24 protein-coding genes are annotated in these 25,816 nt (G+C 62.6%); 17 read left to right on the top strand and 7 right to left on the bottom strand.

Annotated features, from left to right (window positions below):
- The first annotated feature begins 5 nt into the window (after positions 1-5).
- Positions 6-1,079, top strand: a complete 1,074-nt coding sequence (locus tag GYA95_RS22915; protein ID WP_015268456.1) for an aminopeptidase — start codon at positions 6-8, stop codon at positions 1,077-1,079.
- Positions 1,080-1,211: 132 nt separating this feature from the next.
- On the opposite strand, the gene GYA95_RS22910 is transcribed toward GYA95_RS22915, so the two are convergent.
- Together GYA95_RS22910 and GYA95_RS22905 are read right to left on the bottom strand one after the other, a co-directional pair.
- A complete protein-coding gene (locus GYA95_RS22910; protein WP_015268457.1) occupies positions 1,212-1,862 on the bottom strand; it encodes an HAD family hydrolase in 651 nt (216 codons plus the stop codon).
- A gap of 119 nt (positions 1,863-1,981) precedes the next feature.
- Positions 1,982-2,530 carry a gamma carbonic anhydrase family protein gene (locus GYA95_RS22905; protein WP_003261048.1) on the bottom strand — a complete coding sequence of 183 codons (549 nt, stop codon included), beginning with the start codon at positions 2,528-2,530 and terminating at the stop codon, positions 1,982-1,984.
- Positions 2,531-2,632: 102 nt separating this feature from the next.
- Between GYA95_RS22905 and prlC the strand changes: the two genes are divergently transcribed.
- The 6 genes from prlC (at position 2,633) to GYA95_RS22875 (ending at position 11,084) form a co-directional block, all read left to right on the top strand.
- Complete coding sequence (gene prlC / locus GYA95_RS22900) at positions 2,633-4,684, top strand: oligopeptidase A (RefSeq protein WP_015268458.1); 2,052 nt, start codon at positions 2,633-2,635, stop codon at positions 4,682-4,684.
- Positions 4,681-4,962 (top strand): YheV family putative zinc ribbon protein, encoded by a 282-nt coding sequence (locus GYA95_RS22895; protein WP_013970292.1) that lies wholly within the window; start codon positions 4,681-4,683, stop codon positions 4,960-4,962. Before prlC ends, GYA95_RS22895 begins: the two co-directional genes overlap by 4 nt.
- A 124-nt stretch (positions 4,963-5,086) precedes the next feature.
- Complete coding sequence (locus tag GYA95_RS22890; RefSeq protein WP_015268459.1) at positions 5,087-7,081, top strand: M3 family metallopeptidase; 1,995 nt, start codon at positions 5,087-5,089, stop codon at positions 7,079-7,081.
- Between the two features lie 77 nt (positions 7,082-7,158).
- Positions 7,159-8,217 (top strand): PA0069 family radical SAM protein, encoded by a 1,059-nt coding sequence (locus GYA95_RS22885; protein ID WP_015268460.1) that lies wholly within the window; start codon positions 7,159-7,161, stop codon positions 8,215-8,217.
- Between the two features lie 422 nt (positions 8,218-8,639).
- The gene (locus tag GYA95_RS22880; RefSeq protein WP_013970295.1) at positions 8,640-9,359 is read left to right on the top strand and encodes a carbonic anhydrase; all 720 of its coding nucleotides are present in this window, start codon (positions 8,640-8,642) and stop codon (positions 9,357-9,359) included.
- A 192-nt stretch (positions 9,360-9,551) separates the two neighbouring features.
- On the top strand, positions 9,552-11,084 hold the full coding sequence (locus GYA95_RS22875; protein ID WP_015268461.1) for a SulP family inorganic anion transporter: 1,533 nt from the start codon (positions 9,552-9,554) through the stop codon (positions 11,082-11,084).
- Between the two features lie 131 nt (positions 11,085-11,215).
- Here GYA95_RS22875 and GYA95_RS22870 read toward each other — a convergent pair whose 3' ends face one another.
- Positions 11,216-11,857 (bottom strand): hypothetical protein, encoded by a 642-nt coding sequence (locus GYA95_RS22870; RefSeq protein WP_043935172.1) that lies wholly within the window; start codon positions 11,855-11,857, stop codon positions 11,216-11,218.
- Positions 11,858-12,226: 369 nt separating this feature from the next.
- Between GYA95_RS22870 and coxB the strand changes: the two genes are divergently transcribed.
- From coxB to GYA95_RS22850, 4 genes are read left to right on the top strand one after another with little or no spacing between them, the layout of a single operon-like run.
- A complete protein-coding gene (gene coxB / locus GYA95_RS22865) occupies positions 12,227-13,354 on the top strand; it encodes a cytochrome c oxidase subunit II (RefSeq protein ID WP_015268462.1) in 1,128 nt (375 codons plus the stop codon).
- Positions 13,355-13,397: 43 nt separating this feature from the next.
- Positions 13,398-14,987 (top strand): cytochrome c oxidase subunit I, encoded by a 1,590-nt coding sequence (gene ctaD / locus GYA95_RS22860; protein WP_015268463.1) that lies wholly within the window; start codon positions 13,398-13,400, stop codon positions 14,985-14,987.
- A 10-nt stretch (positions 14,988-14,997) separates the two neighbouring features.
- A complete protein-coding gene (locus GYA95_RS22855) occupies positions 14,998-15,564 on the top strand; it encodes a cytochrome c oxidase assembly protein (protein WP_015268464.1) in 567 nt (188 codons plus the stop codon).
- A 16-nt stretch (positions 15,565-15,580) separates the two neighbouring features.
- On the top strand, positions 15,581-16,468 hold the full coding sequence (locus GYA95_RS22850; RefSeq protein WP_015268465.1) for a cytochrome c oxidase subunit 3: 888 nt from the start codon (positions 15,581-15,583) through the stop codon (positions 16,466-16,468).
- Between the two features lie 110 nt (positions 16,469-16,578).
- Here the strand turns inward: GYA95_RS22850 and GYA95_RS22845 are convergent, their stop codons facing one another.
- Positions 16,579-16,782, bottom strand: coding sequence for a twin transmembrane helix small protein (locus tag GYA95_RS22845; protein ID WP_003258925.1), 204 nt, complete (start codon positions 16,780-16,782; stop codon positions 16,579-16,581).
- 63 nt (positions 16,783-16,845) lie between these two features.
- Here GYA95_RS22845 and GYA95_RS22840 point away from each other — a divergent pair, with 63 nt between their 5' ends.
- From GYA95_RS22840 to GYA95_RS22820, 5 genes are read left to right on the top strand one after another with little or no spacing between them, the layout of a single operon-like run.
- A complete protein-coding gene (locus GYA95_RS22840; RefSeq protein WP_015268466.1) occupies positions 16,846-17,583 on the top strand; it encodes an SURF1 family protein in 738 nt (245 codons plus the stop codon).
- The gene (locus GYA95_RS22835; RefSeq protein WP_015268467.1) at positions 17,552-18,133 is read left to right on the top strand and encodes a hypothetical protein; all 582 of its coding nucleotides are present in this window, start codon (positions 17,552-17,554) and stop codon (positions 18,131-18,133) included. Before GYA95_RS22840 ends, GYA95_RS22835 begins: the two co-directional genes overlap by 32 nt.
- A 9-nt stretch (positions 18,134-18,142) precedes the next feature.
- Entirely contained in the window at positions 18,143-19,222 is a 1,080-nt protein-coding gene (locus GYA95_RS22830; RefSeq protein ID WP_015268468.1) for a COX15/CtaA family protein, read from the top strand.
- Positions 19,207-20,100, top strand: coding sequence for a heme o synthase (cyoE, locus tag GYA95_RS22825; RefSeq protein WP_013970304.1), 894 nt, complete (start codon positions 19,207-19,209; stop codon positions 20,098-20,100). Before GYA95_RS22830 ends, cyoE begins: the two co-directional genes overlap by 16 nt.
- Entirely contained in the window at positions 20,097-20,729 is a 633-nt protein-coding gene (locus GYA95_RS22820; RefSeq protein WP_013970305.1) for an SCO family protein, read from the top strand. Before cyoE ends, GYA95_RS22820 begins: the two co-directional genes overlap by 4 nt.
- Before the next feature lie 210 nt (positions 20,730-20,939).
- Here the strand turns inward: GYA95_RS22820 and GYA95_RS22815 are convergent, their stop codons facing one another.
- The 3 genes from GYA95_RS22815 to GYA95_RS22805 form a co-directional block, all read right to left on the bottom strand.
- Positions 20,940-21,710, bottom strand: a complete 771-nt coding sequence (locus GYA95_RS22815; protein WP_013970306.1) for a MetQ/NlpA family ABC transporter substrate-binding protein — start codon at positions 21,708-21,710, stop codon at positions 20,940-20,942.
- Positions 21,711-21,774: 64 nt separating this feature from the next.
- Positions 21,775-22,446 (bottom strand): methionine ABC transporter permease, encoded by a 672-nt coding sequence (locus GYA95_RS22810; RefSeq protein ID WP_013970307.1) that lies wholly within the window; start codon positions 22,444-22,446, stop codon positions 21,775-21,777.
- Entirely contained in the window at positions 22,446-23,453 is a 1,008-nt protein-coding gene (locus tag GYA95_RS22805) for a methionine ABC transporter ATP-binding protein (protein WP_015268469.1), read from the bottom strand. The genes GYA95_RS22810 and GYA95_RS22805 overlap by 1 nt, the downstream gene beginning before the upstream one ends.
- 227 nt (positions 23,454-23,680) lie before the next feature.
- Here GYA95_RS22805 and katE point away from each other — a divergent pair, with 227 nt between their 5' ends.
- Positions 23,681-25,816, top strand: a complete 2,136-nt coding sequence (gene katE / locus GYA95_RS22800; protein ID WP_015268470.1) for a catalase HPII — start codon at positions 23,681-23,683, stop codon at positions 25,814-25,816.

Below are 25,816 nucleotides of genomic sequence, written 5' to 3'. Positions count from 1 at the left end.
TTCTTATGCAGCGCTCAGGCCCTGGGCCACTCGACCTTGTTTTCACCCGTTTGGTTCCCCTGCTGGCGGTGCTCCTGCTGAACGGTTGCAGCAGCGCCGCCTACTATGGGCAGTTGGCCGAGGGCCAGTGGCAGCTGCTACGCGCACGGCAGCCAGTGGATCAGGTAGTGGCCAACCCGGCCACTTCAGCGCAATTGCGCGCGCGCCTGGAGCACGCCAAGCAGGCGCGGGCATTTGCCAGCCAGCAGCTGAAGCTGCCGGACAACCGCAGCTACCGGGTGTACGCCGACCTTGGCCGGCCCTACGTGGTATGGAATGTGTTCGCCACCCCCGAGCTGTCGTTGCAGCCAGTGACGCACTGCTTCCCGATCGCAGGGTGTGTGGCCTATCGCGGCTATTACCAGCAAGGCGCGGCGCGTGGGGCGGCGGCGTTGATGCGCCAGGACGGCATGGATGTATACGTGGGCGGCGTGGAGGCCTATTCGACCCTGGGCTGGTTCGACGACCCGATTCTGTCGTCGATGGTGGGTTGGAGCGACGAGCGCCTGGCCACGCTGATCTTCCATGAGCTGGCCCACCAGCGCTTCTATGTGCAGGACGACACCGAGTTCAACGAGTCGTTTGCCTCATTCGTCGAGCAGGAAGGCACGCGGCAATGGCGCGTGGCGCGGGGCCTGGCTGCCTCTGGCGGGGAGCAGGGGCAGCAGCGTGAGCAGTTCATCCGGTTGGTGCTGGCCAGCCGCGAGCGGTTGCAGGCGATTTATGCCGGGCCTCTGGATGATGCGCAGAAGCGGACGGCCAAGCAGGCGGAGTTCGAGCGGCTTAGGCGGGAATACCGGCAAGTGCGTGATACCCAGTGGGGTGGTGACAAGCGCTATGACGCCTGGATGTATGGGCCGATGAGCAATGCCAAGCTGCTGCCGTTCGGGCTGTATGACCAGTGGGTACCGGCGTTTGCGGCGGTGTTCCGTGAGGTTGACGGGGATTGGCAGCGTTTTTATCACCGGGTCGAGCAATTGGGGCGGTTGCCGATCGATGAGAGGAAGGCGGCCTTACGGCGGTTGATGGCTAGCCGGTGAGGTTTTGGGGCCGCTTTGCGGCCCATCGCCGGCAAGCCAGCTCCCACCTCGACCGCATTGACCTCAAGCCATGTGCTACCCCTGTGGGAGCTGGCTTGCCGGCGATGGGCTGCAAAGCAGCCCCAATGGCCATCAAGCCTTGAGGAATGCCTGATGCATCTCGGCCAAGGTAGCAAAGTGGTAGGCCGGCTCTTCCGCCATCAGTTCTTCCTGGCTACCAAACCCGTACCCCACCGCCACCGCCTGCAAGCCATTGCTGCGCGCACCGATCAGGTCATGCTTGCGGTCGCCGATCATCAGCGTCTGCGCCGGGTCCAGCCCTTCTTCCTCAAGCAGGTGACGAATCAACTCGACCTTGTTGGTGCGCGTGCCATCCAGTTCACTGCCGTAGATCACCTTGAAGTGGTGGTCGAAGGCGAAGTGCCGGGCGATTTCACGGGCGAACTCCCACGGCTTGGAGGTGGCGATGTACAGCGTGCGACCCTGGCCGTTCAGGGCATCGAGCAGCTCCGGCACACCTTCGAATACCAGGTTTTCGTACAGGCCGGTGACCCTGAAGCGTTCCCGATAGAAGTTCACCGCATCCCAGGCCTTGGCTTCGTCGAAGCTGTAGAACTGCATGAAGGCCTGCAGCAGGGGTGGGCCGATGAAGTGCTCGAGGCGGGTCAGGTCCGGCTCGTCGATGCCCAGTTTGGCCAGGGCATACTGGATCGAGCGGGTGATGCCCTGGCGTGGGTCGGTCAGGGTGCCGTCGAGGTCGAAGAGGATGTTTTGCTGGTGCATTTGCGGGTTCCACTTGAGTGCTGCGTGGCCTTCTTCGCGGGCTTGCCCGCTCCCACAGGTACGGCACTGGCCTTGAAGGCTTCGCTAGACCTGTGGGAGCGGGCGCGCCCGCGAAGGGGTTATTCCGGTTGGTCGTAGCCTTCGGCCAGGTGCTGGTCCTTGAGCTTCACGTAGTTACTGGCGCTGTAGGCGAAGAACGCGTGTTCCTGGTCGTTCAGCAGCCGGGCTTGCTTCACCGGGCTGCCCATGTACAGGTAGCCACTGACCAGGCGCTTGCCCGGCGGTACCAGGCTGCCGGCGCCGATGATCACTTCGTCCTCGACAATGGCGCCGTCCATGATGGTGCTGCCCATGCCGACCAGGATGCGGTTGCCCAGGGTGCAGCCATGCAACATGACCTTGTGGCCGATGGTCACTTCGTCACCGATGATCAGCGGGAAGCCGTCCGGGTTGAACGGGCCGGCATGGGTAATGTGCAGCACGCTGCCATCCTGCACGCTGGTACGCGCGCCGATGCGGATGCGGTGCATGTCGCCGCGTATCACAGTCAAAGGCCATACGGAGCTGTCTTCACCGATTTCCACGTCGCCCAGCACTACCGCCGATCGGTCGACGAAGGCCCTGGGCCCAACTTTCGGAGTGTGTTGCTGGAAGCTTCGGATGGCCATGATAGCGTCTCTCATCTGTGCCGATAGGCAGGCTGCCTGCTGCGGTCGGCGTCGATTGTAATTAAGATGGGGCAGTGTTTCTTCTGCCAAGGTATCCAAACCGTGAGTGCGAACAACCCGCTTCTGCAGTCCTACGATCTGCCGCCCTTCTCGCAAATCCGTGCCGAACACGTGTTGCCGGCGATCGAAGCGATCCTGGCCGACAACCGTAAAGCCATTGCCGAGATCCTCGAAAAGCAGGGCAAGAACCCTACCTGGGCTGGCCTGGTGCTGGCCATTGACGAACTGAATGACCGCCTGGGCGCCGCCTGGAGCCCGGTCAGCCACCTCAATGCGGTGTGCAACAGCGCTGAGCTGCGCGAAGCCTACGAGTCTTGCCTGCCGGCGCTTAGCGCCTACTCTACCGAACTGGGCCAGAACCGTGCGCTGTTCGAAGCCTACCAGGCGCTGATCGACAGCCCCGAAGCCGCCGGCTTCGATGTGGCGCAAAAGACTATCCTCGAGCACGCCCTGCGGGACTTCCGCCTGTCGGGTATCGACCTGCCGGCGGATAAACAGCAGCGCTACGCCGAAGTGCAGAGCAAGCTCAGCGAGCTGGGCAGCCGTTTCTCCAACCAGCTGCTCGACGCCACACAGGCCTGGACCAAGCATGTTACCGACGAAGCCGCGCTGGCCGGCCTGACCGATTCGGCCAAGGCGCAGATGGCCGCGGCCGCCCAGGCCAAGGGCCTCGACGGCTGGCTGATCACCCTGGAATTCCCCAGCTACTACGCGGTGATGACCTACGCCAGCGACCGCGCCCTGCGCGAAGAGCTATACGCGGCCTACTGCACCCGCGCCTCGGACCAGGGCCCGAATGCCGGCCAGTTCGACAACGGCCCGGTGATGCAGGAAATCCTTGACCTGCGCCAGGAGCTGGCCGAACTGCTGGGCTACAAGAACTACGCGGAGCTTAGCCTGGCCACCAAGATGGCCGAGTCCAGTGACCAGGTGCTGAGCTTCCTGCGTGACCTGGCCAAGCGGTCCAAGCCGTTCGCCGCCCAGGACCTGGAGCAGCTCAAGGCTTATGCCGCCGAGCAGGGCTGCCCTGAGCTGGCCAGCTGGGACGCCGGGTACTTCGGCGAGAAGCTGCGCGAGCAGCGCTACAGCGTGTCGCAGGAAGCCCTGCGCGCCTACTTCCCGATCGACAAGGTGCTGGGTGGCCTGTTCAGCATCGTGCAGCGCCTTTACGGTATCGAGATTGCCGAGCTCAAGGGCTTCGACAGCTGGCACCCGGATGTGCGCCTGTTCGAGATCAAGGAAAACGGCCAGCACGTCGGCCGCTTCTTCTTCGACCTCTACGCGCGCGCCAACAAGCGTGGCGGCGCCTGGATGGATGGCGCGCGTGACCGTCGCCGCACAGCCGCTGGCCAGTTGCAGAGCCCCGTGGCCAACCTGGTGTGCAACTTCACCCCGGCCGCGCCCGGCAAGCCGGCGCTTTTGACCCACGATGAAGTCACCACCTTGTTCCACGAGTTCGGCCACGGTCTGCACCACATGCTGACCCGCATCGAGCATCCCGGTGTATCCGGCATCAACGGCGTGGCCTGGGACGCAGTCGAACTGCCGAGCCAGTTCATGGAAAACTGGTGCTGGGAGCCGGAAGGCCTCGCACTGATTTCCTCCCACTACGAAACTGGCGCCCCCCTGCCCCAGGACCTGCTGGACAAGATGCTGGCGGCAAAGAACTTCCAGTCGGGCATGATGATGGTGCGCCAGTTGGAGTTCTCGCTGTTCGACTTCGAGCTGCATGCAACCCATGGTGACGGCCGCAGCGTGCTGCAGGTGCTCGAAGGCGTGCGCGACGAGGTGTCTGTCATGCGCCCACCGGCGTACAACCGCTTCCCCAACAGCTTTGCGCACATCTTTGCTGGTGGTTATGCGGCGGGCTACTACAGCTACAAGTGGGCCGAGGTGCTGTCGGCAGACGCCTTCTCGCGCTTTGAGGAAGAAGGCGTGCTGAATGCCGAAACCGGCCGAGCCTTCCGCGAGGCGATCCTGGCACGTGGTGGTTCGCGCGAGCCGATGGAGCTGTTCGTCGACTTCCGTGGCCGTGAGCCTTCCATCGATGCCTTGCTGCGCCATAGTGGCCTGAGCGAGGACGCTGCAGCATGAGCGAGGTAGCCGTGAACAAGACCAAGAAACGCTTCATTGCCGGGGCGGTATGCCCGGCGTGCAGCGAGACCGACAAGCTGATGATGTGGAACGAAGACGGCGTACCGCACCGCGAGTGCGTGGCCTGCGGCTTTACTGACACCCTCAACGAGCAGGGCTTGTCGGTGCCGAAGGAGCTCGGCACCCGGGTCAACCATCTGGAGCCGAAAGCCGCGCCGGCCAAGGTACAGACGGTGCAGTTCTTCCCCAACCCGAAGCTGAAGAAACCGGCTGAATAAAGCCGTCGTGCCGCCCGGGTTCGTGCCCGGGCGGGCATGCCCCGGGTGGTAGATAGTCAGGCCACCTGCTGCACGCTGGCCATGCAAGCTCGCCTGCTCTTCTCTACGAGCAAGGTGTTGCACCATGGACAACCCCCTTCTGCAAAATAGCCGTATCCCCGTCGATTATCCTTCGATCACGCTTCAAAACATGCAGTTTGCCTTCGACCACGTGCTGTTGGTGCACGAGCAAGGCATCGAGCGCATCATTCGCGAACAGCAGGCACTGCCAACCTGGGATGACATGGTGCTGGCGGTGGACGGGCTGGATAGTCAACTGCTGACGGTGTTGTATGCCGCCTCGCCATTGGTTGGTCGGGATCAAGCCTGGGCCGTTGCCATCTTCGACTTCTTCGCCAAGGCCACGGAGCGGTTCGAACAGAAATTCGCCAATTCAGCACTGCAGGCCCTGTATGAGCGCTTGGCCAACAGCGACATCGGCAAGCAGCTGGATGCCCAGAAACGCGCCACGCTGCGCTGGCATCTGCACAAGTTCACCTCCAGTGGTGCATCGCTCGACCCCGCAGGCAAGGTACGCCTGGCCGAACTGCTGAAACGGATTGGCGCTGCGCGCGAGGCGTTTCGCAGCAACATCAACCGGCCAGGGCTGAGCATTACGGATGAGTCCGAACTGAGCGGTGTACCTCAACGCATCCGTGACGAGCTGGCTAGCAGGGCACAGGAGGCGGGTGAGCCGGGTTGGTTGATTGCATGTGAAAGCGTGACTACCGACGCCGTGCTCAAGCATGCCGACAACCGGCAGCTGCGTGAGCACGTATACCGGGCTTACAACACCCGAGGCGTCGGCCTTGGCCAACAGCAGGATAATCGCTCGCACCTGGAGCAACTGGCGAGGCTGCTGGAAGAAAAGGCCCACTTGCTCGGTTTTGCCAGCCATCTGGAGCAGAGCCTGCATTCGAAGAGCGCGGGTTCGGTTGCCCAGGTGCGCGGCTTTCTTCATGACCTTGCCGACCATGTGCGGCCGGCCGTGCTGCAGTGGCGTGCAGATATGCAGCATCAGGCCGCAGCCAGAGGTCTGGGGAATGTCCAGCCCTGGGACATTGCCTATCTGCAGGCCTCGTCGCGCGAGGTGCTTTCCACCGAAGCCTTGCGCGAACACTTCCCTCTGAATGCCGTGGTCAGCGCATTGCAGCAGTTGGCGGAAAAACTGTTTGGCGTAACGCTGCTGGCCAAGCCGCTGGCAACCTGGGATGAAAGCGTGCAACCGTTTGAGGTGTGGCAGGACAACGCCTTGATCGGTTTCCTGTACTTGGACGCCGTACAGCATGCTGGCAAGCAACCTGACTCGGTGTTCACCACCTACATTCGCAATCGTCGGGTCGATGCCGAGGGCATCTTCCAGGCGGCCTCGGTGGTGGTCTACAGCGACGTGCCTGCAGCGCTGCCGGGTAGTCAGCCGTTGCTGGACCATCTGTCACTGCGCAAGCTGTTCCATGAGTTTGGCCATGCCTTGCACCATTTGCTGGTGCGCACGACCAACCACGTGATGTCCAACGTCACCGAACTCGGTACCGATGGCGTGGAACTGTTCGGCAAGCTGTTTGAGCGCTGGGTCTGGGACGCGGATTACCTGGTGGCGATCTCTTCGCCACTTCAGGATGGCAGCAAGCTTTCCCGGGCCCGGGTCGATGAATGCCTGCGCCGCTTGCGGCAGCAAGGTGTGGAAGAAACCGCGCGCGACCTGAGCATGGCGCTGTTCGATCTGGACCTGCATGGCACGCCGAACGATGGCCGGTCCCTCGAGCAGCGCCTGGGCGATGCTCGTGAGCGTTGTGGCTACTGGCCCTTGGCCGATTTCGAGCACCCGGCGCATGCCTTCGACCATCTGGTAAATGGCTACGATGCCGGTTATTACGCCTATCTGTGGTCGGACGTGCACGCATTCGACCTGTTCACCCGCTTCGAGGCCCAAGGCCTGCTGGACCGGGCCACAGGCCGGGCGCTGCAGGAGACATTGCTTGCCCCTGGGGCATCGCGACCTTTACGTGACGGTATTGAGGCGTTTCTCGGCCGGCAGTCAAGCCAACTGCCCTTCCTGCGTTGGCATGGCCTGAAGTGAGAGTGGGCTGACCGGAGGTGCTGGAAAGAATCAGGCATGCGCGATACTGTACATGAATACAGTATCAGAGGTAGGCCATGATTCCTCCAGCACCGCAAAAGGGCCGTGGCACGGCGCACAATCCGCACAACCGCTTTGCCCCCAGCCATTCGATGGCGGAGGATGACGGCTGGTATCAGGAGGTGCCGCAAACCCAGGGCACCGAGGTACGGGTAGAGACGGCCAAATCGGTGATCAGTCGCAATACCTCGCCCGACCTGCCCTTCGACCGTTCCATCAACCCATACCGTGGCTGCGAGCACGGTTGTATCTACTGCTATGCCCGCCCTTCCCACGCTTACTGGGACCTTTCCCCCGGCCTGGATTTCGAGACAAAACTGATTGCCAAGACCAACGCCGCCGAGGTGCTTGCGCAACAATTGAACAAACCGGGTTACGTGTGCGCGCCGATCAACCTGGGTTCCAATACCGACCCGTACCAGCCGATCGAGCGTGAACAACTGCTGACCCGTCGCCTGCTCGAAGTGCTACTGCGTTTTCGCCACCCGGTGACCATCGTCACCAAGGGGGCGCTGGTGCTGCGCGACCTCGACCTGCTGGCCGAGATGGCTCGCCAGCGCCTGGTGCGGGTGATGATCAGCCTGACCACGCTGGACGATGACTTGAAACGGGTGCTGGAACCGCGTGCGGCGTCACCCAAGGCGCGCTTGCGGGCGATCCGCGTGTTGCGCGAGGCGGGAGTGCCGGTGGGCGTGTTGTGTTCGCCGATGATTCCGATGATCAACGACAGTGAACTGGAACGGCTGCTGGAGGCGGCGAGGGAGGCAGGTGCACAGAGCGCAGCCTACATGATGTTGCGCCTGCCGCTGGAAGTGGCACCGTTGTTCGAGCAATGGCTGCAGGACCATTACCCGCAGCGGGCGGCACATGTATTGAGCCTGATCCGCCAGAGCCGCGGCGGCGAACTGTATGACAGCCGCTTTGGTGCGCGCATGCGCGGTGAAGGCGTGTTTGCCGAATTGCTGGCGCAGCGTTTTGCCAAGGCCATGAATCGGCTGGAGTTCGAAGGGCGAGAAGCGCAGGCGCTGGATTGTTCGGCGTTTTGCCCGCCGGGTGGGCAGATGGCGTTGTTCTGATGCTTGAGCAGAGTACGGTCTTTGTGGGAGCGGGCGCGCCCGCGAACACCGGCACAGCCGGTGCCATGTACCGAGTTGCCTCCTTCGCGGGCACGCCCACTCCCACAGGTTCTGCGCAGGTTCCGGGTGCCCGCATGTGGCGCATTGCCAGCCCTCAATGCAACTAATTAAAGTTGATAATTGCAGTAATGGCTCTTGGCAGTTGATGTTTTTTTGCTATTATCCAATACCCGCCTTTCCTATCTGGAACACCCGTTCTAGAGCCTTCGAATTAAGTTTCAGTTAAGTTTTCCCCGCTAGCGTAGGAAATCAGTCTTCACCGACTGTGATCTATGGCCCGTGCGTGTCATCTAAATCCCTGCATAGCCAGAATCTTTCACCGGTAAAATGGATTTACCTACACACCGTCAAGAGGATGAATCATGCCCGTCAAGGACCCATCCAAGGTCGTACCGCAGGTCCCCGCGGAGAGCGCCGATGCCGCCCTGAAGCACATCGTCGACGGCTTCCTGCGTTTTCACCATGACGTTTTCCCCGAGCAGCAAGAGCTGTTCAAGAAGCTCGCCACCGCGCAAACCCCGCGAGCCATGTTCATCACCTGCGCCGACTCGCGCATCGTTCCCGAGCTGATCACCCAGAGTTCACCTGGCGACCTGTTCGTGACCCGTAACGTCGGTAACGTGGTACCGCCGTATGGCCAGATGAACGGCGGCGTTTCCAGCGCCATCGAATACGCCGTACTGGCGTTGAAAGTGCATCACATCATCGTCTGCGGGCACTCCGACTGCGGCGCCATGCGTGCCGTACTCAACCCGCAATCGCTGACCAAGATGCCGACCGTGTCCGCCTGGTTGCGCCACGCCGAAGTGGCCCGCACCGTGGTCGAGAACAACTGCTCGTGCGGCAGCGAACACGAAACCATGCAGGTGCTGACCAAGGAAAACGTCATCGCCCAGCTGCATCACCTGCGCACCCACCCTTCGGTGGCTTCGCGCCTGGCAGCCGGTGAGCTGTACATCCATGGCTGGGTCTACGACATCGAGACCAGCAAGATCGAAGCCTACGACGCCGCCAGCGATACCTTCCTGCCCTTGGCTGCTGGCGAGCCGGTCCCCTGCGCTACTCCGAGAGGCCGCTACTAAGCGACCCATCCACCCGCTGGAACCTTGATAGCCGGCTGCACCCCGTAGGGGTGTGGCACGGCCTTCGGCTGCCTTGAATTCCCTGACTGCCTTGCCGGCACGCCCGCTGGCGGCCCGCGCCTGCGCGCTCGTCAGGGGCAAACGTGCCCACGGCCAGGGGAATGGCTGTGTGACAAAGAAAGGAGAAACACGGTGAACATTACACAGTTGAAAGCGGCCCTGCCGCGTGAGTTGCTGGCGTCGGTGGTGGTCTTCCTGGTGGCACTGCCGTTGTGCATGGGCATTGCGATCGCCTCTGGCATGCCGCCGGCCAAAGGCCTGATTACCGGCATTATCGGCGGTATTGTCGTTGGTTTCCTCGCCGGTTCGCCGCTGCAGGTCAGTGGCCCGGCCGCCGGTCTGGCGGTATTGGTATTCGAGCTGGTACGCCAGCACGGCATGGCCATGCTCGGGCCGATCCTGCTGCTGGCCGGCTTGCTGCAGTTACTGGCCGGGCGCCTGCGCCTGGGCTGCTGGTTCCGGGTTACCGCACCGGCGGTGGTGTACGGCATGTTGGCGGGGATTGGCGTGCTGATCGTGCTTTCGCAGGTGCATGTGATGTTCGACACCGCGCCGCAGCCATCCGGCATGCAGAACCTGCTGGAGTTCCCGGCGACCGTGGCCGCCGCCCTGCCGCTGGAAAGCGTCGGCTCTGGTTGGATGGCCGGTGCGCTTGGCCTGGGCACCATCGCCATCATGTGGAGCTGGGAGCGGCTGCGACCGCAGCGGCTGCGCTTCGTCCCGGGTGCCCTGCTGGGTGTGTCGGCCATGACGGCCATCAGCATCTGGCTGGCTTTGCCGGTGAACCGCGTACAGGTGCCGGCCGACCTGTCCGAGGCTATCGACTGGATCCGCCCTGGTGACCTGATGCAACTGGCCGACCCTACCTTGTTGGTCGCCGCTTTTGCCTTGGCCTTCATCGCCAGTGCCGAAACCTTGTTGTCGGCTGCAGCGGTCGACCGCATGCACAGCGGCCAGCGTTCGGACTTTGATCGTGAGCTGTCGGCCCAGGGCATCGGCAACATGCTGTGCGGGGTGCTCGGTGCGTTGCCGATGACCGGGGTGATCGTGCGTAGCTCGGCCAACGTGCAGGCAGGTGCGCAGACCCGGGCTTCGGCGATCTTCCATGGCCTGTGGCTGCTGGCGTTCGTGGTGGCGCTGAGCAGCGTGCTGCAGCAGATCCCGGTGGCTAGCCTGGCGGGTGTGCTGGTGTTTACCGGGGTCAAGCTGGTGGATTTCAAGGCGTTTCGTGGGCTGGGCCGCTATGGCCGCATGCCGATGTTCACCTACGCGGCGACGGCGCTGGCGATCATCTTTACCGACCTGCTGACCGGTGTATTGCTGGGCTTTGCCCTGACCTTGCTGAAGCTGGCACTGAAGGCGGCGCGATTGAAGATCAACCTGGTCAGCCTGGAAAAGGCTGGACACATGGAGCTGCGGTTGAGTGGCGCGGCTACCTTCCTCAAGGTGCCGGCGCTGACCCAGGTGCTGGATAGCGTACCGGCGGGGACCACCCTGCATGTGCCGTTGGGTAACCTCAGCTATATCGACCACTCGTGCCTTGAGCTGCTTGAAGATTGGGGCCGCAGTAATTCAGCAAATGGGTCGCGGTTGCTGATCGAGCAGCGGCGCTTGAAGCGGCGGATCGAGGGGCGGATGCGGACTACGGCCGGGGTTGGGGCCTAGAGCCGGAATCTTTGCTGCATGAGCCGGCCCTTTCGCGGGCACGCCCGCTCCCACAGGTAATCCACAGTCATCAAGGCATGTGCTTTCCCTGTGGGAGCGGGCGTGCCCGCGAAGAGGCCGGGACAGGAACTTCAGGCCGGCTGGCCCAGCTCCACCCCCAGCTGCCGCGACAGGCACGGCCAGCGCTTCCATGCCGCGCCTGTTTCCGGGCTGCTCAATTTCTCGCGGTAGGCCTCTACCGATTCCACCGCGAAGCTTTCATCATTCAACATTTCATCCACCGAGTGGTGCACTACTTCATCCAGCTGATTGGCAAACGTCTCGCCAATCAACTGATGGGCAATCAGGTTGGCGACGGTGGTGTCGACCGGGATCAACGGTTGCTGGAAGTGACGGATGTACAGGTCGTTCACCTCTTCCACCAGGCGGTGTGCCAGGTAGGCCTCATCCAGCAGGCAGTCCAGGCCCACATGCCCTTGCATCACGCTGGGCGGCTGCAGGAAGTAGGCCTCGGCTATTTTCAGTACAGGTTTGATCTGCGATTCGATCCCGGCCTCGCGGGCGACCTCATGGGCGGCCTCCAGCAGTTCCGGAACCTGGTCGATGTAGGCGCTGACGAAGCGCGCCAAAGTACCCTGGGCGTCCTGCTCAGGCAGTTGGATCGAGGGGTGCAGGTGGGGCAGTTGCAGCTCGAGACGCTTTTTCAGTTGGCCGGTCTGGCCTTCGTGTTGATGGGCTTGGCTTACCTGCTCGCGTACAGCAGCGATGTTCATGACAACTCCAGGGACATTACGTTTCAAACGGAAGACACTAAATTAGCTCGGTATACAGAATACCTAAGACGCATTTGTTATAAGTCGCGCAAACGTGTGCATGCTCAGGCATATCGAAAAGCCACTATTGTGCCATGTCGTGTCAAGCGCGCGGTTTTCAGGCCATTCAGCCATTTCATGAAGTTCATTTCACGGGCTTCGTTGCGTGCCGTTGGTCGCTGTCTATACTCCCGGTGAACGTGATTCGTTGATGAGGCCCGACTGCTTTTAGCAGGGGCTCGGTCGTCGAAGCCAGGTAGTCTTGACCACCGTTCCCTCTTGCCGCAGGCCACGCCTCCGGGACTACAAGAACGAGAAGGGGAACCCGCAATGATGCGACATCCACATGTCTGGATGGGCCTCCTGTTGTGGTCGGTTTTTGGTCAGGCCAACGCCGCCTGGACCGTGAACATGCACCCAGGCGCGACGGAAGTCTCCAACGCCGTCTTCGACCTGCACATGACCATCTTCTGGATCTGCGTGATCATCGGCATCGTTGTCTTTGGCGCGATGTTCTGGTCCATGGTCATCCACCGCCGTTCCACCGGCCAGCAGGCTGCGCATTTCCACGAGCACACCTGGGTGGAAATCCTCTGGACCGTGGTCCCCTTCCTGATCCTGGTAGCCATGGCCATCCCGGCCACCAAGACCCTGATCGACATCTACGATGCCAGCGAGTCGGACATCGATATCCAGGTTACCGGCTACCAGTGGAAGTGGCACTACAAATACCTTGGCCAGGACGTGGAGTTCTTCAGCAACCTGGCCACCCCCACCGAGCAGATCCACAACAAGGCACCCAAGGACGAGCACTACCTGCTCGAAGTCGACCAGCCGCTGGTGCTGCCGGTTGGCGCCAAGGTGCGCTTCCTGGTAACCGCTGCCGATGTCATCCACTCCTGGTGGGTGCCGGCCTTCGCGGTCAAGCGTGATGCCATCCCCGGTTTCGTCAACGAAGCCTGGACCCGTATCGAGAAGCCCGGCATCTACCGCGGCCAATGCACCGAGCTGTGCGGCAAGGACCACGGTTTCATGCCGGTGGTGGTCGAGGTCAAGTCCAAGGCCGACTACGACACCTGGCTGGGCGAGCGCAAGGCTGAAGCTGCCAAGCTCAAGGAACTGACCAGCAAGGAATGGACCCTGGAGGAGCTGGTGGAACGTGGTGACAAGGTCTACCACACCACCTGCGTGGCCTGTCACCAGGCCGAAGGCCAGGGCCTGCCGCCGATGTTCCCTGCGCTCAAGGGCTCGAAGATCGCCACCGGGCCGAAGGAAGCCCATCTGGGCATCGTATTCCACGGCAAGCCTGGCACTGCCATGGCCGCGTTCGGCAAGCAGCTCTCGGAAGTCGACATCGCCGCCGTGGTCACCTACGAGCGCAACGCCTGGGGCAACAACAAGGGTGACATGGTCACGCCGAAGGACGTGCTGGCGCTGAAGCAGGCAGAAGCGCAATGAACCGGGTTACTCGCGGCAATCAATGGATTGCAGGAGACAGGACATGAGTGCAGTGATCGACGACCACGCCCACGGCCATGACCATGCGCACGGCCCGGCCAAGGGCCTGATGCGCTGGGTGCTGACCACCAACCACAAGGACATCGGCACGATGTACCTGTGGTTCAGCTTCATCATGTTCCTGCTCGGCGGCTCGTTCGCCATGGTGATCCGCGCCGAGCTGTTCCAGCCCGGCCTGCAGATCGTCCAGCCGGAGTTCTTCAACCAGATGACCACCATGCACGGCCTGATAATGGTGTTCGGTGCGGTGATGCCGGCCTTCGTCGGCCTGGCCAACTGGATGATCCCGCTGATGATCGGCGCGCCCGACATGGCCCTGCCGCGGATGAACAACTTCAGCTTCTGGCTGCTGCCGGCTGCTTTCCTGTTGCTGGTTTCGACCCTGTTCAGCCCGGGCGGCGGGCCCAACTTCGGCTGGACCTTCTACGCCCCGCTGTCCACCACCTACGCGCCGGCCAGCGTCACCTTCTTCATCTTTGCCATCCACCTGATGGGCATCAGCTCGATCATGGGCGCGATCAACGTGATCGCCACCATCCTCAACTTGCGCGCCCCAGGCATGACCTTGATGAAGATGCCACTGTTCGTCTGGACCTGGCTGATTACCGCATTCCTGCTGATTGCGGTGATGCCGGTGCTGGCCGGCGTCGTGACCATGATGCTGATGGACATCCACTTCGGTACCAGCTTCTTCAGTGCCGCCGGCGGTGGTGACCCGGTGCTGTTCCAGCACGTGTTCTGGTTCTTCGGCCACCCCGAGGTGTACATCATGATCCTGCCGGCCTTCGGCGCGGTCAGCTCGATCATCCCGGCGTTCTCGCGCAAGCCGCTGTTCGGCTACACCTCGATGGTGTACGCCACCGGCGCCATCGCCTTCCTGTCGTTCATCGTCTGGGCCCATCACATGTTCGTGGTCGGTATTCCCGTGGTCGGCGAGCTGTTCTTCATGTACGCCACCATGCTGATCGCCGTGCCTACCGGGGTGAAGGTGTTCAACTGGGTCAGCACCATGTGGGAAGGCTCGCTGACCTTCGAAACGCCGATGCTGTTCGCCATCGCCTTTGTCATCCTGTTCACCATCGGCGGTTTCAGCGGGCTGATGCTCGCCATCGCCCCGGCGGACTTCCAGTACCACGACACCTACTTCGTGGTAGCGCACTTCCACTATGTGCTGGTGCCTGGGGCGATCTTCGGCATCTTCGCCTCGGCCTATTACTGGCTGCCGAAATGGACCGGCCACATGTACGACGAAACCCTCGGCAAGCTGCACTTCTGGCTATCGTTCGTCGGCATGAACATGGCCTTCTTCCCCATGCACTTCGTGGGGCTGGCCGGCATGCCACGGCGGATCCCCGACTACAACCTGCAGTTCGCCGACTTCAACATGGTGTCGTCGATCGGCGCGTTCATGTTCGGCGCCACGCAGATATTCTTCCTGTTCATCGTCATCAAGTGCATCCGCGGCGGCGCGCCGGCACCGGCCAAGCCATGGGATGGCGCCGAGGGCCTGGAGTGGTCGATCCCTTCGCCTGCGCCCTACCACACCTTCCAGACGCCACCGGAAGTGAAATAGGAACCGTGCCATGAACGGCCTTTCGCTGAAACGTCTGGTGTTGCGCCTGTTGATGCTGACGGTGGTGATGTTCGCCTTCGGCTTCGCCCTGGTGCCTATCTATGACGTGATGTGCAAGGCCTTCGGCATCAACGGCAAGACCGGAGGGCAGTACGAAGGCAGCCAGGTCAGCGACCCGACGCGTTCGGTGCGGGTGCAGTTCATGTCGACCAATGCCAGCGACATGGTCTGGGACTTCTACTCCACCGCCGACCAGCTGGAGGTCAACCCGGGTGCGGTGAACCAGATGATCTTCATCGCCCATAACCCGACCGATCGGCCGATGAGTGCGCAAGCCATCCCCAGCATCACCCCGGCCGAAGCCGCGGCGTACTTTCACAAGACCGAGTGCTTCTGCTTCACCCAGCAGGTGCTGCAGCCCGGCGAACGCATCGAGATGCCGGTGCGCTTCATTGTCGACCGCGACCTGCCGGCCAGCGTGAAGCACCTGACACTGGCCTACACCTTGTTCGACATCACCGCTCGCCACCCGCCGGTCGCGCATGTAGCGGCCCAGGACGTCCAGGGCGCCCGTTAAGGGAAGGAGAACAGCAATGGCAAGTCATGAGCACTACTACGTTCCGGCGCAGAGCAAGTGGCCGATCATCGCCACCATCGGCATGTTCATCACGGTGTTCGGCCTGGGTACCTGGTTCAACGACATGAAGGCCGGCCACCCCGAGTCGCACGGGCCGCTGATGTTCTTCATCGGCGCGTTGTTCCTGGCCTACATGCTGTTCGGCTGGTTCGGTTCGGTGGTGCGGGAGAGCCGCGCGGGGCTGTACAGCCCGCAACTGGACCGCTCGTTCCGCTGGGGCATGAGCTGGTTCATTTTCTCCGAGGTGATGTTCTTTCTGGCCTTCTTCGGTGCGCTGTTCTACGTGCGCGTGCTGGCCGGGCCGTGGCTGGGCGGTGAAGGGGCCAAGGGTGTTGCGCACATGTTGTGGCCGACCTTCGAATTCACCTGGCCGCTGCTGCACACGCCCGACCCGAAACTGTTCCCGCCGCCCAAGGAAGTGATCGACCCGTGGCATCTGCCGCTGATCAACACCATCTTGCTGGTCAGCTCCAGCGTGACCATCACCATCGCCCATCATGCCCTGCGCCGCGACCACCGTGGCCCGCTGAAATTCTGGATGGCGCTGACCATCGTCCTGGGCGCCAGCTTCATCGCGTTGCAGGCCTACGAGTACCACGAGGCCTATACCAAGCTGGGGCTGACGCTGGGGTCGGGTATCTACGGCGCGACGTTCTTCATGCTCACCGGCTTCCACGGCGCCCACGTGACCTTGGGCACGATCATCCTGATCGTGATGTTCGTGCGCATCTTGCGCGGGCATTTCAACCCGGAGAAACACTTTGGTTTCGAGGCGGCCAGTTGGTACTGGCACTTCGTCGATGTGGTGTGGGTGGGGTTGTTCATCTTTGTGTATGTGCTTTAGGGCCAATCGCCGGCAAACCAGCTCCCACAGGGTCTCATTGGGCCTGAAGCATAGGTGATCCCTGTGGGAGCTGGCTTGCCGGCGATGAGGCCATCAAAACAAGTGCAGTTTCAGAAGGGGGCGTGTGAGACCAGCTGACCGCTGATGAAGCCCCAGGCCACCAGGCCGATGGTGAGGGCCGCCAGGGTCACCCGCACGGTCAGTGCCTTCAGCAAACGGGTCGAGTTTTCATCGTCCTTGACCAGAAACACCAGGCCGCTGAACAGGCTGGCAATCGTGGCCAACAGCATCAGGACAATCGCGGCCTTGAGCATGGCGATACTCCGGGGGGATGCGGTGATGTGGATAAGTATAGCGATCGGCCCGACGAGGCTCCGATGAGGCCGTTTCGTCCGGGCTGGGTACCAACCCTGGTGGTGCTTGCGCTGCTGCCGGGGCTGATCGCGCTTGGCTGCTGGCAACTCGGCCGTGCCGAGGAAAAGCGCGTGCTGCTGGCCGCCTATGCCGAGCGGCGGGTCGAAGCGCCCGTGGCCACGGCCCAGCTGACAGCGAACCAGGACAATGCCTTCCGCCGCGTGCATCTCTATGGCCGCTTCGACGCCGAGCACAGCTTGCTTCTGGACAACCGCATGCGTGACGGCCAGGCCGGTGTCGAATTGCTGCAACCCTTCCATGATCAGGCCAGCGGCCTGTGGCTGCTGGTCAACCGCGGTTGGCTGCCCTGGCCGGACCGCCGCGTGCCGGTGCATTTCGATACCCCTGCCCAGGCGTTGGCGCTGGACGCTTCGGTGTATGTCGCGCCTGGTAGCACGTTCCAGCTGCACCCCGACCCTGCAGGCGGCCAGTGGCCGCACCTGCTGACTGCCGTGGATGCCGCGCAGCTATGGCAACAGCTCGATCGCGATGGCTTCGCCCATGAGCTGCGCCTGGAACCCGGCCCGGCGACCTATCGCCTGGACTGGCCGGTCGTTGCCATGGGCCCGGAAAAACACCTGGGTTACGCCGTGCAATGGTTTGCCCTGGCAACCACTTTGGTACTGCTCTACCTCTACTTCGGCTGGCACCACAACAAGGAGAAACGCCATGGCCACCGCCACTCCACTGGACGTGCCTGAACGCAGCAAACCCAGAGCCCGCGGGCGTTTGCAGCTGCTGCTGATTCTGCTGGTGGTGCTCGGGCCGATGGTTCTGGCCACCAGCATGTACAAGCTCAAGTTCTGGGTGCCGGACGGCCGCAGCTACCACGGCGTGATGATCGGCAACGGTGAGAGCCTTTCCGATCTCGGCGTGGCGGGCCAGGACGAGCGCTGGCAGCTGCTGGTGAGCACACCCACAGCCTGTGCCGAGGATTGCCAGCGGCTGGTGTACCTGGCCCGGCAGATCCAGGTCGGCCTGGGCCGTGATGCCAGCCGTGCCAGCCATGCCCTGGCGGCCGCCCAGCCGGCAAGTGCCGATTACCAGGCGTTGCTCGGCCGCGAATACCCACAGTTGCAGCGTTACCCGCTTGATGCGCAACGCTACCTGCAAAAGGTCGGCGAGACCGGCCCGCAGCTGTGGATCGTCGACCCACACGGCAACCTGGTGCTGCGCTACGACGCCAAGGTCAACGGCAAGCATGTGCTGGACGACCTGCGCCACCTGCTCAAGCTGTCCAACATCGGCTAGGAGCCTGCCATGGCCAGACCCGGATTCCGCCTTGCTGTGTTCGCCACCTTGCTGGCACTGCTGGTCGTCCTGCTCGGTGCCTATACCCGCCTGACCCACGCCGGCCTCGGCTGCCCGGACTGGCCGGGTTGCTACGGCTTCATCAGCGTGCCCAAGAGCGAAGCGCAGCTGGCTCATGCCGAGCTGCATTTCCCCGAACATCCGGTGGAAGCCGCCAAGGGCTGGGCCGAGATGGTCCACCGCTACTTCGCCGGCACCCTGGCGATGGTGATCGCCCTGCTCGCCTTGCAGGCGCTGCGCCGGCATGCCCGCGATGGCCAGCCTTACCGCCTGCCCTTGCTGCTGCTGGGCGTGGTGCTGGCCCAGGCAGCCTTCGGCATGTGGACGGTCACCCTCAAGCTGTGGCCGCAGGTGGTCACCGCGCATCTACTCGGCGGCTTCACTACCCTGAGTTTGTTGTTCCTGTTGTCCCTGCGTCTGTCCCGGGCCTTTGCGCCTTTGCCAAAGCTGCCATTGAGCCTGCGCCGGATCGCCGCGCTGGCCTTGCTGGTGGTGATCGGCCAGATCGCCCTGGGCGGCTGGGTCAGTGCCAACTACGCGGCCGTCGCCTGCATCGACCTGCCCACCTGCCACGGCCAGTGGTGGCCGGCGGCGGACTTCAGCAACGGGTTCCATCTGACCCAGCACGTCGGGCCCAACTACCTGGGTGGGCAACTGGACAGTGATGCGCGCACGGCCATCCACATCAGCCACCGCCTGGGTGCACTGCTGGTGACCTGCGTGCTGCTGATGCTCAGCTGGAAGCTGCACCGCTGCGGCCTCCCTGGCCTGGCGCGGCTGGTGCTGCTGGCGCTGGTGGTGCAAGTCGGCCTGGGCATCAGCAATGTGCTGCTGCACCTGCCGCTGGCCGTGGCCGTGGCGCACAACGCTGGTGGGGCGCTGTTGCTGTTGAGCATGGTGCTGGTGAACTACCGCATCCGCGTGGTCGACAAGGTTCGCGTGGGTGTCGGCCATGGCTGGCGCCTGCGGCCCGTGGCTGGCGTGGGCATCTCCCACCACATGAGGAATGATTCGTGGCGACGCTTCTGAGCGCACAGAGGGCCAGTTGGCGTGACTACCTGGAGCTGACCAAGCCCAAGGTGGTGGTGCTGATGCTGATCACCTCGCTGGCGGGCATGTTCCTTGCCACCCGTGCGGGTGTCAGCTGGAGCGTGCTGCTGTTCGGCAACCTGGGCATCGGCTTTTGTGCAGGCGGCGCGGCGGTGGTCAACCATGTGGTGGACCGACGCATCGACGCGCTGATGGCGCGTACCCACAAGCGGCCGCTGGCCCAGGGCCGGGTCGAGCCGCTGCCGGCGCTGCTGTTCGCCCTGGCGCTGGCGCTACTTGGCATGGCCCTGCTGCTGGTGTTCACCAACGCCCTCACTGCCTGGCTGACACTGGCTTCCCTGCTCGGCTATGCGGTGCTCTACACCGGTTTTCTCAAGCGCGCTACGCCACAGAATATCGTCATCGGCGGCTTGGCTGGCGCCGCCCCGCCGTTGCTGGGCTGGGTGGCGGTCAGTGGGCATGTCAGCGCCGAGCCCCTGCTGCTGGTGCTGATCATCTTCGCCTGGACACCACCCCACTTCTGGGCTCTGGCGATCCACCGCAAGGAGGAATACGCCAAGGCCGATATCCCGATGCTGCCGGTGACACACGGCGAGCGCTACACCAAGCTGCATATCCTGCTGTACACCTTGGTATTGCTGGCGGTAAGCCTGCTGCCGTACGCCATCCACATGAGCGGCCCGCTGTACCTGGCTTGCGCCCTGGTGCTAGGCCTGCGCTTCCTGCAATGGGCCTGGGTGTTGTACCGTGGCAGCCGGCCGCACGCAGCGATCGGCACCTTCAAGTACTCTATCGGCTACCTGTTCGCGCTGTTCATCGCGTTGCTCCTCGACCACTACCTGTTGCTGAACCTATGACCCGAACCCAGAAAACCGTCTTCATCCTCGTTGCCCTGGTCGCGTTGATCCTGGGCCTGACCGTCAACAAGGTGCTCAATGGCCGCGACCAGCCCAACCCCACCGAACTGATCGATGCCGGCATCATCCTGCTGCCGCAGAGCCGTACCGTGGCCGACGTGACCATGACCAACCAGGACGGCCAGCCGGTGCAACTGGATGACCTGAAGGGCAAATGGTCGTTGCTGTTCTTCGGCTACACCTACTGCCCGGATATCTGCCCGACCACCCTGGCCCAGCTGCGCCAGGTGAAGAGCGAGCTGCCCAAGGAGGCCGTCGACCGGCTGCAGGTGGTGCTGGTGAGCGTTGACCCGAACCGCGACACGCCGAACCAGCTGAAGCAGTACCTGGGTTATTTCGACAAGGATTTCGTCGGGGTGGCGGGGTCGATTGAGGATACCCAGAAGCTGGCCAATGCCTTGAGCATTCCGTTCATTCCGGCCGATACCAGCAAGCCGGGGTATACCGTGGATCACAGCGGCAACCTGGCGGTAGTGGGGCCGGATGGGCGTCAGCGCGGGTTCATTCGGGCGCCGTTCAACAACCAGAAGCTGGTGGCGCAGTTGCCCGGGCTCGTGAAGCGGGATTGAGATTTTTGGGCCTGCTGCGCAGGCCTATCGCGACACAAGGCCGCTCCCACAAAGTACGGCGTACGCCTCGGTCCTCATGGTTTGCCTGCCAGGGCAAATCGCCGGCAAGCCGGCTCCCACAGGGACCTCACAGGGCCTGAGGCTGGCGCTGTACCTGTGGGAGCTGGCTTGCCGGCGAATGGGCCGCAAAGCGGCCCCGGGGATTTCGGATCAGAACGCCGGAACCACAGCGCCTTTGTACTTCTCGTTGATGAACTGCTTCACCTCAGGCGAGTGCAGCGCAGCAGCCAGCTTTTTCATGGCGTCCGAGTCCTTGTTGTCCGGGCGGGCAACCAGGATGTTCACGTAAGGCGAGTCGCTGCCTTCGATGACCAGAGCGTCTTTCTCCGGGTTCAGCTTGGCTTCCAGCGCGTAGTTGGTGTTGATCAGGGCAGCATCGACCTGGGTCAGCACGCGCGGGATGGTGGCTGCTTCCAGCTCACGGAACTTCAGGCTTTTCGGGTTCTCGGCAACATCCTTCACGGTGGACAGGATGTTCTTGTTGTCCTTCAGCTTGATCACGCCGGCCTTGTCCAGCAGCAGCAGCGCGCGGCCGCCGTTGGTGGCGTCGTTGGGGATGACCACGGTGGCGCCGGAGGACAGCTCGTCCAGCTTCTTGATCTTGGTCGAGTACACGCCCAGCGGCTCGATGTGCACGCCGGCAACGCTCACCAGGTTGGTACCCTTGGCCTTGTTGAACTCATCCAGGTACGGCTGGTGCTGGAAGAAGTTGGCGTCCAGGCGCTTTTCCGCCACCTGCACGTTCGGCTGGATGTAGTCGGTGAATTCCTTGACCTTCAGCTCCACGCCCTCTTTCGCCAGAACAGGTTTGACGAAGTTGAGGATCTCGGCGTGCGGAACCGGGGTAGCGGCAACGGTCAGGGACTCGGCGTGGGCCGAGAAGGCCGCGACAGCGGCGACAACAGCAAGCAGCTTCTTCATTGATCACTCCTTGTGAGGGCCGCGACGGCCCCCGAACGGGTCGGCCGGGCCGACCCCATTGGGGTTACTTACGGGAAAAATGCACGACCAGTTTGTCGCCCACGCTCTGCAGGACTTGAACCAGTACCAGCAACAGCACCACGGTGACGACCATCACGTCGGTCTGGAAACGCTGGTAGCCGAAGCGGATGGCCAGGTCGCCCAGGCCGCCGGCACCGACCACACCAGCCATGGCGGTGTACGAAACCAGGGTGATGGCGGTCACGGTAATGGCGGCGAAGATGCCCGGGCGAGCCTCCGGCAGCAGTGCGCTGGTGATGATCTGGCGGGTAGTGGCGCCCATCGACTGAGTGGCTTCGATGATGCCGCGGTCCACTTCACGCAGGGCGGTTTCCACCAGGCGCGCGAAGAACGGCGTGGCACCCACCACCAGCGGCGGAATGGCGCCGGCTACGCCCAGGGAAGTGCCTGTGATCAGCACTGTGATCGGGATCATAACGATCAGCAGGATGATGAACGGCAGCGAGCGCAGGATGTTGACGATCAGCGACAGCAGCGCATACACACCCTTCTGCTCGAACATCTGCTTTGGCCCGCAGAGGAACAGCAGCACGCCCAGCGGCAGGCCGAGCAGCACGGTGAAGAACAGCGAGCCGAACAGCATGATCATGGTGTCGACGCTGGCCAGCCAGATTTCGGCCCAGTCGACGTTGGCAAAGAAATTCAGGGCGTCCATCAACGCAGTACCTCCATATGTACGTCAGCTGCCTTGAAGCGGGCGAACGCCGCTTCCATGTCACCGCCGATCAGGGCGAGGGTGAGCTGGCCATAGGGGACATCCTTGATGCGGTCGATACGCCCGGCGAGGATGCTGTAGTCCACACCGGTTTCGCGGGCCACGGTGCCCAGCAGCGGCGCGTAGGTGGCGTCGCCCTGGAAGGTCAGGCGCACGAGACGGCCCGGCACGTGGGCGAAGTCGTCACGCTGCTCGCCTTCGTCAACCTGCTCGTCTTCCTGGACGAAGCGCTTGGTGGTGGGGTGCTGCGGGTGCAGGAACACCTCGGCCACCGAGCCCTGCTCGACGATCTGGCCGGCGTCCATCACTGCCACGCGGTCGCAGACCCGGCGGATCACGTCCATTTCGTGCGTGATCAGCACGATGGTCAGCTTCAGCTCACGGTTGATTTCGGCCAGCAATTGCAGGACCGAGGCGGTGGTTTGCGGGTCGAGGGCGCTGGTGGCCTCGTCGCACAGCAGGATCTTCGGGTTGGTGGACAGGGCGCGGGCGATGCCGACGCGCTGCTTCTGGCCACCGGACAACTGCGCCGGGTACTTTTTGGCATGGTCGGAAAGGCCGACGCGGGCCAGAAGCTCGGTCACGCGCTTGTCGATTTCGCTGCGCGACAGCTCGCCGGCCAGGGTCAGTGGCAAGGCGACGTTGTCGGCGACAGTCTTGGAGGCCAGCAGGTTGAAGTGCTGGAAAATCATCCCGACCTGCTGACGGAAACCGCGCAGCTGGCTCGCGTTGAACGCGGTAACGTCTTCGCCGTCGACGATGATCTTGCCCCCGGAAGGCTCTTCCAGGCGGTTGATCAGGCGCAGCATGGTGCTCTTGCCGGCGCCGGAATGGCCGATCAGGCCGAACACCTGGCCATCTTCGATGGTCAGGCTGGTCGGATTCAGTGCGGGGATTTCCCTACCGGCGACGCGGTAGGTCTTGTGTACCTGTTGGAACTCGATCACGTAGCGAACCTTGTGGGGCGCATGGAATTTGGGTCAGCGGTTAGCTGGGGTCGCGCATTTTAGCCTTTTCCCATAGCTGTTCTTAGCATTTATTTCGTAATGCACCAATCCTTCGGGCATATCGCGACAACCGGTAATCCTGATTGAACGCTCGGCAAAGCCTCCCGGTCACTACTTGCACACAGCCCGAAACGGGTATGCCTTAAGACTGACGAGGAGAGCCGATCATGCCCAGCAAGAACACGGACGCGCCAAAGCACAGCGAGGCCGCTGGCACCCAGACCCCGGACCGGGCCAATACCAACACCAAGTTGCAGAGCCTGGAGGCTGACCGAAGCGATGCCACAGGCAAAGCGTTGCGTACCAACCAGGGGGTGCGCATCGCTGACAACCAGAACACGCTCAAGGCGGGTGATAGAGGCCCCTCGTTGCTCGAAGATTTCATCATGCGCGAGAAGATCACGCACTTTGACCACGAGCGCATTCCTGAGCGCATCGTGCATGCGCGAGGAACAGGGGCGCATGGCTATTTCCAGAGCTATGGCAACCACGCCGAGCTGACCAAAGCCGGCTTCCTGCAGGACCCGGAGAAAGTCACGCCCGTCTTCGTGCGATTTTCCACGGTACAAGGCCCGCGCGGCTCAGCCGACACCGTGCGTGACGTGAGGGGCTTTGCTGTGAAGTTCTACACCGACGAGGGCAACTTCGACCTGGTGGGCAACAACATGCCGGTGTTCTTCATCCAGGATGCGATCAAATTCCCGGATTTCGTCCACGCCGTAAAGCCAGAACCGCACAACGAGATCCCGACCGGCGCTTCGGCCCATGACACCTTTTGGGATTTCGTCTCGCTGGTACCGGAGTCGGCCCATATGGTCATGTGGGCGATGTCGGACCGCGCTATCCCGCGCAGCTTGCGGATGATGGAAGGGTTCGGGGTGCATACGTTCCGCCTGATCAACGCCCAGGGCGTAGCCAGTTTCGTCAAATTCCACTGGAAACCGCGCCAGGGTGTGCACTCCCTGTTATGGGACGAAGCGCAGAAGCTGGCAGGCAAGGATGCTGATTTCCAGCGTCGCGACCTGTGGGAGGCTATCGAGACGGGTGATTACCCTGAATGGGAACTGGGTGTGCAGATCGTGCCGGAAGCCGACGAGCACAAATTCGATTTCGACCTGCTGGACCCGACCAAGATAATCCCGGAAGAACTGGTGCCGGTTACACCTTTGGGCAAGATGGTCCTGAATCGCAACCCGGACAACTTCTTTGCCGAAGTGGAGCAGGTGGCGTTCTGCCCGGCTCATATCGTGCCTGGCATCGACTTTACCAACGACCCTTTGTTGCAGGGACGGCTGTTCTCCTACACCGACACGCAGCTTAGCCGCCTCGGCGGGCCCAACTTCCACCAGATCCCGGTAAACCGCCCCGTCGCCCCTAACCACAACAACCAGCGTGACGCCTTGCATCAGCATGTTGTGCACAAGGGTCGCGCATCCTACGAGCCCAACTCCATCGACGGTGGCTGGCCGAAGGAAACGCCACCAGCCGCGCAGGATGGCGGCTTCGAGAGCTACCAGGAGCGTATCGATGCGCACAAGATCCGCCAGCGCAGCGATTCGTTCGGCGACCATTTCTCGCAGGCGCGGTTGTTCTTCCAGAGCATGAGCCCGACCGAGCAGCAGCACATCATCAAGGCTTACAGCTTTGAGCTGGGCAAGGTGGAGCGGGAGACGATCCGTGCTCGGGAAGTGAATGAGATTCTCGCCAATATCGACCTGAAGCTGGCGGCTGCGGTTGCTGCCAACCTCGGTTTGCCTGCACCGAACGCAGGCACTGTGCAAGTGAAGGGAAGCCAGCTTGCGCAGTCGCCTGCCCTGAGCCAGATGAACCACCCGGGCTCGGTTGGCATCAAGGGGCGCAAAATTGCCGTGCTGGTGGCAGATGGCGTAGACGCTGCCAGCGTGGACAAGCTGGTCAAGGCTCTGGAGGCGCACAGTGCCCGGCCGATGCTGCTTGGGCCGACCTCGGCACCAGTGATGGCCACGGACGGCAAGCAGCTGCCGGTGGGTGCCTCCATGGAAGGGATGCCCTCGATCATGTTTGACGGGATTGTCGTGCCAGCGGGCAAGGCCTCGACCGATGCGCTGGCAGGCAGTGGTTTGGCCAAGCACTTCCTGCTGGAGGGCTACAAACACCTGAAGGCGATGGTGGTGACCAAAGACCTTTTGGGCAGCTTGGGGCTTAAAGAAGACAAGGGGTTGCTGCTGGGGGATGAGCAGAAGACCGTGGATGCCTTCGTCAAAGCGGTAGAGGGGCATCGGGTGTGGGAGCGGGAGGCGGCTGCGGAGGCTGTGCCTGCCTAA

Origin of the sequence: Pseudomonas asiatica (assembly GCF_009932335.1) — a bacterium.
Lineage (GTDB): Bacteria > Pseudomonadota > Gammaproteobacteria > Pseudomonadales > Pseudomonadaceae > Aquipseudomonas > Aquipseudomonas asiatica.
This window is presented reverse-complemented; position numbering and strand designations above follow the sequence as displayed.